Origin of the sequence: Rummeliibacillus sp. POC4, assembly GCF_003576525.1 — a bacterium.
In the GTDB taxonomy this organism is placed as follows: Bacteria; Bacillota; Bacilli; order Bacillales_A; family Planococcaceae; genus Rummeliibacillus.
The window spans coordinates 1-5,542 of the sequence record NZ_QWUA01000113.1 but is presented as its reverse complement, the minus strand read 5'-3'; the positions used below and the strand labels follow the sequence as shown (position 1 = coordinate 5,542).

Annotated in this window: 4 protein-coding genes and 1 pseudogene; 4 read left to right on the top strand and 1 reads right to left on the bottom strand. The window is 37.2% G+C overall.

The genetic code is table 11. From position 1 onward, the window contains the following. Positions 1 to 231 precede the first annotated feature (231 nt). The 4 genes and pseudogenes from D1606_RS17905 (at position 232) to D1606_RS17895 (ending at position 4,994) form a co-directional block, all read left to right on the top strand. Positions 232 to 849: pseudogene (locus D1606_RS17905) on the top strand (NUDIX hydrolase). A gap of 229 nt (positions 850 to 1,078) precedes the next feature. Further along, complete coding sequence (locus tag D1606_RS18895) at positions 1,079 to 1,231, top strand: hypothetical protein (RefSeq protein WP_158582430.1); 153 nt, start codon at positions 1,079 to 1,081, stop codon at positions 1,229 to 1,231. A gap of 283 nt (positions 1,232 to 1,514) precedes the next feature. Beyond that, entirely contained in the window at positions 1,515 to 3,071 is a 1,557-nt protein-coding gene (locus tag D1606_RS17900; RefSeq protein ID WP_119417378.1) for a glycoside hydrolase family 68 protein, read from the top strand. 6 nt (positions 3,072 to 3,077) lie between these two features. After that, the gene (locus D1606_RS17895; protein WP_119417377.1) at positions 3,078 to 4,994 is read left to right on the top strand and encodes a glycoside hydrolase family 68 protein; all 1,917 of its coding nucleotides are present in this window, start codon (positions 3,078 to 3,080) and stop codon (positions 4,992 to 4,994) included. Between the two features lie 113 nt (positions 4,995 to 5,107). Here the strand turns inward: D1606_RS17895 and D1606_RS17890 are convergent, their stop codons facing one another. Next, positions 5,108 to 5,491, bottom strand: a complete 384-nt coding sequence (locus tag D1606_RS17890; protein ID WP_119417379.1) for a YybH family protein — start codon at positions 5,489 to 5,491, stop codon at positions 5,108 to 5,110. Positions 5,492 to 5,542: the final 51 nt, after the last annotated feature.

Here is a 5,542-nt window from a genome sequence, read left to right as displayed (position 1 = left end):
CCCCTTTAATTAGGGTGGTTTTTTTGTTAGCTTAAACGGAGGTGCTGCATAATGGCACAGAGAGTCTATTACTAATTTATGGTCAATCAAAGCAGAAACACTAGTGATGAAACAAAGTAATAGCTTAATGAACAATAAATTAAATAAATTACTTACTAAACCAACTAAGTAGTTTGAATGTTTATTAAATTAAGATAAAATATAATTGGAACAAACGGGGGTGAATAAAAGATGGAACCTAAATGGCTAGAATGGGCAAAACAGCTTCAATCCATCGCACAAGCAGGACTAACCTATTCTAAAGATGTATATGATTTGGAAAGATTTGAATTAATAAGAAATATTAGCGTTGATATATTGGCACAGTACACAAATATGGACAATAAAAATATAAAAGAACTTTTTGCAAATGAAACAGGATATGCAACACCTAAAGTGGATATCAGAGCTGTTGTATTTAAGGGTAATAAAATATTAATGGTAAGAGAAAATACTGATGGGTATTGGTCGTTGCCAGGAGGCTGAGGTGATATTGGATTAACTCCAAGTGAAGTTGCGGTCAAGGAAGTAAAAGAAGAATCAGGGTTTGATGTTAAAGTATTAAAATTGTTAGCTGTTCTTGACACGAAATGCCATCCTCATCCACCTTCTCTATATCACGTTTATAAAATTTTTCTCCAATGTGAAATCATTGGAGGGCAGCCGCAAGAAGGTATCGAAACAAATGCAGTTGAATTTTTCGCAGAAAATGAACTACCATCTTTATCGATAGCTTGAAATACAGAATCACAAATTAAATTAGCATTTAAACATTTGCATAATCCTCAAGAACCTACCTATTTTGATTAATATTCTAAGTTGAATGTCCTTTGTTATTTAACTATCGCGTTCTATGGTTGAATAAAGAGAGAGGAGTCAGCAGTAAATCGCTGGCTTTTTTATTTCGTATCAGGAACATAATGCGACATAACAAAACACCTTATTGAGGTGTATTTTTTATACCCTTTTTACACTATTAAAAAATGGGGAGCATTTTTTAAAGAATCTCGAGGTTAAGTGAAATAGCGGGCTTATAGTGATGATTTCGATTACAAGTAATTGCACAGAACAAGAACTGATCCAATTAGCTATAGATGAACAAGTAAAAGTGTATCCAATGAGTATTCTGTATGTGGAGAAGGATGATTCAAATCCAAAAGTGTTACTTGGATATGCAAATTTGACAGAGTAATGAAGGTGTAGCACGATTGAAAAAGCATGTTTTTTTCATTAGGTAAAATGGTATTTATAATAATTAGGAGCCAGATTAATTATATATACTAAAAAACGATTCTACTAGGTACATACAAAGAAATTTGTATGCACTTAGTATTTTTTTTGTACAAAATACATTAATCTTGTTGAAAAAATATTGTTTTTTCTTGAAAACATAGAGAACACACCTATAGCTAACTTTTATTTCTCTGTATACTGACTAGGAACTAACGTTCAAATAAATTAAGGAGGTGTAGTGTATGGGTTTAAATTCATTTAGGCGAAGTAGAAAGAAATATTCGTACCAACTATCTAGAAAGCAGTTTCCTATAATATATAATTCTACTACTTCGCTAAGGGAGAGTGTATCGGCGAATCATGGCTATTCTTCGACGGGAAATATTCGTTTTCGTAAGTTTACGGAGCAACAGATTAATCAGTTTTGTAACTATAATCCAGTAAAGGATTTTGATCGTTGCTTAGCTCAAAGTATTAATGCTGTTCCATCAAGATGGACACGTAGTCAAGTAGAACAGATTCAAATCAACGCAACGAATATGGCTCCGCTTATTATGGAGCCATTCCCAAGAATCTCAGCAGATTTATGGATCTGGGATATGTGGCCATTGATTGAGAAAGACGGGTCAATTGCCGTCCTTCCTGGCGGATGGCGGGTTCTCTTTGCATTATCCGTTCCGCGTAGTGTTCTTCCAGGAAAACGCCATGATGTCGCGCGTATTAGTTATTTTTATTCGCGAGATGGTGTGAATTGGATTCAGGGAGGCTATGTATTTGAGGAAGGAACTGCATTAGGTTCCAGACAATGGGCAGGTTCTGCCATGATTGATAATGGTAGGATTTATTACTTCTACACAGCAACGGGGAGACGCGGAGAAACGCAAATTACGTATGAACAACGAATTGCGTTAGCGAGTAGTAGTTTTATTTCTGACAAAGATGGCGTACTGCTAGTAGATTTCTCACCGCATGAAGTGATTTTGGAACCAGATGGTGTGCTTTATCAGACAGAGGAGCAATCCAGCGGTGGAATCATTTATGCATTTCGTGATCCATTCTTCTTTAAAGATCCAGCAACTGGCTGTGAGTATTTATTGTTTGAAGGCAACATCGCAGGAACTTCTGCAGATATCAACTGCGGTCCAGGTGTTCCAAGTGATGCAGCTGAATTTACGGGGAATATAGGGATTGCCTTATTGCGCAACAATTCTTATAACAGCTGGCAGTTACTACCCGCATTATTAGAAGCAGGATGTACCAATCAACAAACAGAACGACCACATATTGTTGTGAGAAATGGTTCGTATTATTTATTTACGGATTCACATCGTTCGACTTTTGCGCCAGGGGTTACAGGTCCAGATGGACTATATGGATTTGTTGCAAGATCCCTTAGAGGAAACTATCGCCCGTTGAATAATAGTGGGTTAGTTGTTTCAAATCCACCTTCAGAGCCTTACCAAGCGTATTCTTGGCTTGTACTGCCTGACTTTTCAGTGTTGAGTTTTATCGATAATTTCAACTTGCAAGGAATTCCAATTGATGAAGTAGGATTATTGCCAGAGCAATTCCAATATGCACATTTTGGCGGCACACTAGCACAAACACTTCAATTGGCGGTTTCAGGTACGACTACTGAGATTATAGCTGTCTATGCATATGGATTAATGATGGTTTCTGGAACAGAGAGTCCTAAATGTGATTGTAAAAATAGTAAGAAAAAAAGTTCATGTGAATATTGTAATAGAAACGTAAAAGAAAATATCAAGGATAAGTTAAAAAAAATAATAAAAGGGTGAGTCACTATGAGGCATAATTTTAATAATGAACGGCATAGAGGTCATCATGGAGCCGGTCAATTCACTTCTCAGCAATTCCCGATTGCGGGATCTAGTGGTAGGGAGTTTTCACCGATACCAGGTGGCGGCTCAAATCATAATTTCCCAAGCAGTTCTACAGGGAATAACTCAGCGAATTTCCGTTCTTTTAGTCAACAACAAGTTCAAAACTTTTGTAACTATAAACCAAAAAGAGATTTTAACCGATGTTTAAGCCAACATTTAAATGCGGTTCCATCAAGGTGGACACGTGAACAAGCAGAGCGAATTCGAATTACACGAGAAAACTCTGCTCCAGTTATTAGTCCGCCTATTCCACGAATTTCAGAAGACTTATGGGTTTGGGATATGTGGCCATTGCAAGAGAAAGATGGCTCAATAGCAGTTTTACCAGGTGGTTGGCGCGTACTATTTACACTGTCTGCCCCACGAAGTGTTTTGCCGAACAACCGGCACGATGTAGCAAGAATTGCATATTTTTATTCAAGAGATGGACTGAACTGGATACAAGGTGGTCTAGTATTTGAAGAAGGTACCGCATTTGGTTCACGTCAATGGGCAGGTTCTGCCATGATTGATAATGGTAAAATTCATTACTTCTACACAGCTTCTGGAAGAAGAGGCGAAGCACAAATTACGTATGAACAACGTATTGCTTACACAAGCAGTGGCTTCGTATCTGATTTGGATGGTGTTGAATTTGTTAATTTTACACCGCATCAAATTATTTTAGAGCCAGACGGTGTCCTATACCAAACGTTAGAGCAATCCGAACAAAGTGAAAGCACTATTATTTACGCTTTCCGTGACCCATGGTTTTTCAAAGATCCTGCAACAGGCTGCGAGTACCTGCTATTTGAAGGTAATATTGCAGGAAATAACTCAGAAATTAACTGTGGTTTAACAGGTGAATTGGAACAACAAGCAAGTCAATATACAGGGAATATTGGGATCGCTTTATTAAGAAACAATAGCTACACATCATGGCAGTTATTACCTGCATTACTTGAAGCGGGCTGTACAAACCAACAAACAGAGCGACCACACATTATTGTGAGTAGTGGTAGGTACTATTTATTTACAGATAGTCACCGATTCACATTTGCACCAGGGTTAACCAATGGACCAGGACCTGACGGATTGTACGGTTTCGTGGCAAATACACTGCGCGGTAACTACCAGCCATTAAATTCAGGTGGTCTTGTTGTATCGAACCCAATTGAAGAACCGAACCAAGCTTACTCTTGGCTTGTTTTGCCAGACTTCTCTGTTTTAAGTTTCATTGACACATATAACTTACAAGGCATCACAACGGATGAGTTAAGCAATTTGCCAGAGTCATTTCAAATTGAACACTTTGGAGGAACTCTTGCTCCGACGCTGCAGTTAAGGGTTTCTGGTAGAACAACAGAAATTGTCGCTGAGTACGATTTTGGTTTAGTCATGGTATCTCAAACAGAAAGTCCAAAATGCTGCTGGAACGGTAATGAGGATGGCCCTGAAAACGAAAGATGCCAAAGTTGCGAATGTCGAAATCACAACGATGATTGTGGATGCAGACAAAATGATCATCATAAATGTAGAGACTACGATGATGAATGCGGATGTAAACACAATGATCATCATAAATGTGGAGACTACGATGATGAATGCAGCTGTAAACAAAATGATCATCATAAATGTGAAGACTATGATGATGGCTGTAGATGTAAACACAACGATAGTAAATGTAGAAGATGTGGGTACGATGATGGGAAAGGCAACGATGAGTGCAAATATAAGCAAAGTGATCATAGATGTTCATGTAATTCATCGATTCAATTTCCAAAGTTAGACCCAAATCGATTCGTTGAAAGACCAAGATGTGGATGTTCGAATAATTAAAATCTTCATATAGTATATAATGCTAAACTATTCCACTAGGTGCATACTTAAATTTGTATGCACCTAGTTTTTTTATCACAAATAACTGTTTGCGTTGATAAAACCTCATTTCATCAAGATGATGTTTGTATTGAAGAGTTATTTGGTAAAGGACTTAAATGTTCATGAATCAGAAGCCAGTTATCAAACTCCTTGACAAAGACATTGGTGGCTCTTCCATAACCACATGTATATTTTTCGTTTATATATCCTTCGTAGAAATATGTATATGTACAGGTTGCTGAATGACTTCCAGCATATAGCCATTTTACATCTCGAGCTTCATAATTCTCGTTTTTCACTAACGACCAAGCGTTTTCAAAGTATGACTTTATTTCTTCGTGAGTCGTGCAATTCTGATCGGTGAAAAAATAGGTGGCATTAGGATGAAGAATTTTTCTCACTTCATCAAAATTGTGAGTATTTGTCGCATCTATATAATTATTTAATATTTCCATCATTAATTCTCCCCTCAATTTTTCTTAAAAGTAGTCTAACACAGATTTAAA